The organism is Kosmotoga sp., from assembly GCF_982836095.1.
Genome location: NZ_CEYIHJ010000212.1, coordinates 1 through 2,626 on the forward strand (window position 1 = coordinate 1; position 2,626 = coordinate 2,626).

Sequence of the window (2,626 nt, forward strand, 5' to 3'; positions counted from 1 at the left end):
GAAGTCAGCAGAAGCCATAGTAGCCGAACGTCAAGGGTAATGCCTTGGACAGACATCGTCAACGAGTTTCCAAAAGGGCCTCTTTTTTGGACATTTTAGGTTGGCAAGGGACTGCTGCCCACTTCAATAACCATTTGCTTGCCATTTGGTAATTTAGCTCCCAAAAAAGATAATTTCTTACACAATTGTTCCTGAGCAAAGCGACGGCTACGTTGCTCGAGCGGTTCAAGTCGCACCCGCACTTCGTGCTTGCTGCTGCGTACCCAACCATGGCATTTTGTGATAGCGTAAAAAAGATCCACAATCTCATTATCGTTGGCCCAATGCGGGCGGAGCCAATCTACCAACTCTTTCCGAGTATTCCAAACACAAGAAGTTACAAGATCAAACAGTTTTTTCCCTTCGTTATCAATCCGTTCAAATTGTTTATAATCCTCAAGGGTTGAAGTATTAACTCGTTCAGGTTCATTTTTTGCGTCTATTTTTGATTGCTCAAGAACAGATTCTTCGGTGCTTATTTTCTTTTTGAGATTAGCATAGGCGCTATTACTACGCACAGAACCATCTTTGTTGTAAAGAGGTGTTTTACCTGCAAGTCTGACCTTTAGGGCTTTGATCGCTCTTGTTAATTTCTGAATACCCTTTTTTAAGTCTTTTAGTATTGGGTTTGCAATTTCCTGATTATCACTTTTGGTGCATTTGAATCCCGGGTGGTAATGGTACGGATGATTGTCTTTGATGTGCTTAAATGTGTTTTCCGAAGCACCCCAACGGTTGAGAATTCCTATTATGCAATCCTTGGCAGATATTTTATCCTCACCTGTATGTGACAGAATGGCAGTTCTGCGTCCAGCTTTCATATTCCAGATGATAAATTGTCGTAATGAAATTGTTTTTTCTTCTCCCTCACTTGTTGTCGCCTTAAACTCTTTGAATTGTTCAAAATAACGGTATTTCTTGTTGTTGAACTCGAGCTCTTCCGCAAAATCATCCTCCGGAATTTTTGAAAGTTTCTCAGTATTTACATGTTTATCCCATGTGGAAAAGTATACACCGTTTTGTTGTAGTCCGTAAAAGAAATCTCCGCCATAACCTTCACGATCGAAAACAAAAATGGTTGGTGCTGGCATTTCCTTGGACCATTTTGCAGCAAGAACTGAAATGTACGCACGTAGATCTCCAGTGCCTTCCTGGATGTCAAAATCAACAACACGACCAGTAGCATCACAGGTGACCATATTGGTTTGTCCTGGCAGAGGGATGCCTCGTTGTGTGCTAAAACCACAATGGACTTTTTTCTTGCCGGTATAGGGAAGTAAATGCCCATCTATAAACAGATAATTGCAGCCCACTTTGCCAGAGCGAACTTGATACAGAAAGTAATCATCAAGTACATCCTGACCCACTTTTAGATGAGCAGCACGATAAAACCACTCCCAAACCTTGGGCTTAGAGGGTATACGCCCCAGGCCGAGAATGATACCAGCTTCACGCTTACGAACATTCTTCAACTGTTCAAGAGAGCGGGTGTTTATCGCTACCATCAAAATGAAAACCATAAATATTTTATAAGAATTGCCGAAATATCCTCCCAGCAAACTGAGCAATCTGGAACTAAACAGCAAATGTATTATGTACATAAATACACCAGCATATCTAGTTTTTTCCCACTTGTGATTCTCTGTGAAAGGTTGCTCTGCAATAGAGATTATCTTTTCTTTTTCATCCTTTTCTATGTTGAAGGGGAGAGTAAGCTGAACAGGCATGTTGCTGTCCTTTTTTGCTTGTTCTTTTTTTCGTATCTCGTTGATTTGACTTGTTACATCTCCTTTTATCAATTGATCCTGGTTTGCTTTCCTCTGTTCTGCTAGATTAGTACTTTGACTCTTTCGAAAGCTATTAATTAATCCTTCAGTTCCAAATACCTCCTTTCTGGCAATATAGTTATCAATGGTCTGCCTGCTTATCGATAGTACATCTGCTAATTTTGATTTGTAGGCACCAGCCTCAACAAGATCTATAATAAAAATTCGTTTTGCAGGTGTATCAGAAAGATCAACTCGCCTAATCTCTTGATCGTGGTTGTATTGTATAGCCAAGCCTTTTTTGCCACCACGGACTTCAATGCCGAGGCCACTTCTACGGCCAATGTATTTTATGGGATTCTTACGATTCTCTTTGAAAAGTTTACTTTGCTTCATGGTGTTCCTGGTGGAGGTGAATTTTCCACCAAGATACCAAACAACCAACAAAATGCAATCATTTTGTACGGTATTCTAATATATATATGCTATATTAAGTTGTAACGTTACTTAATGTCCATTTTAAATGCGCTGGTTTCGTAGGGTTGATTGTCCAAATTTTATCTATCTCGCTGTTTTTCCATAGTCGTGGGCTCAGCTGTAGGTTAGTATTTACGAGGTCTGTATTACCAATTTTTCCCCATCGAATCCGTTGACAGTAAAAAAGCATGGTGGGTTAAAAAGTCCAGCTGAAAGACTCAATGGATTTAGCTATCATGACAATTGGCTACAAAATCTTTTAATTTCAGCCTCATTAGGTGGGTTTCGGACGTCTCCCCAAAATCCGTTATAATCAGATTTTATCCGAGTCCCTAATAGGGATA

Annotated in this window: 1 protein-coding gene; it reads right to left on the reverse strand. The window is 40.1% G+C overall.

The window, feature by feature from the left end:
- Window positions 1-95: 95 nt before the first annotated feature.
- On the reverse strand, window positions 96-2,201 hold the full coding sequence (locus tag AC3LHT_RS10245; protein ID WP_488662821.1) for a hypothetical protein: 2,106 nt from the start codon (window positions 2,199-2,201) through the stop codon (window positions 96-98).
- Between the last annotated feature and the right edge of the window lie 425 nt (window positions 2,202-2,626).

What these genes read in the sequence shown, in the direction of transcription:
- AC3LHT_RS10245 (WP_488662821.1), bottom strand. Translation starts at nt 2,201, where the DNA reads ATGAAGCAAAGTAAACTTTTCAAAGAGAATCGTAAGAATCCCATAAAA.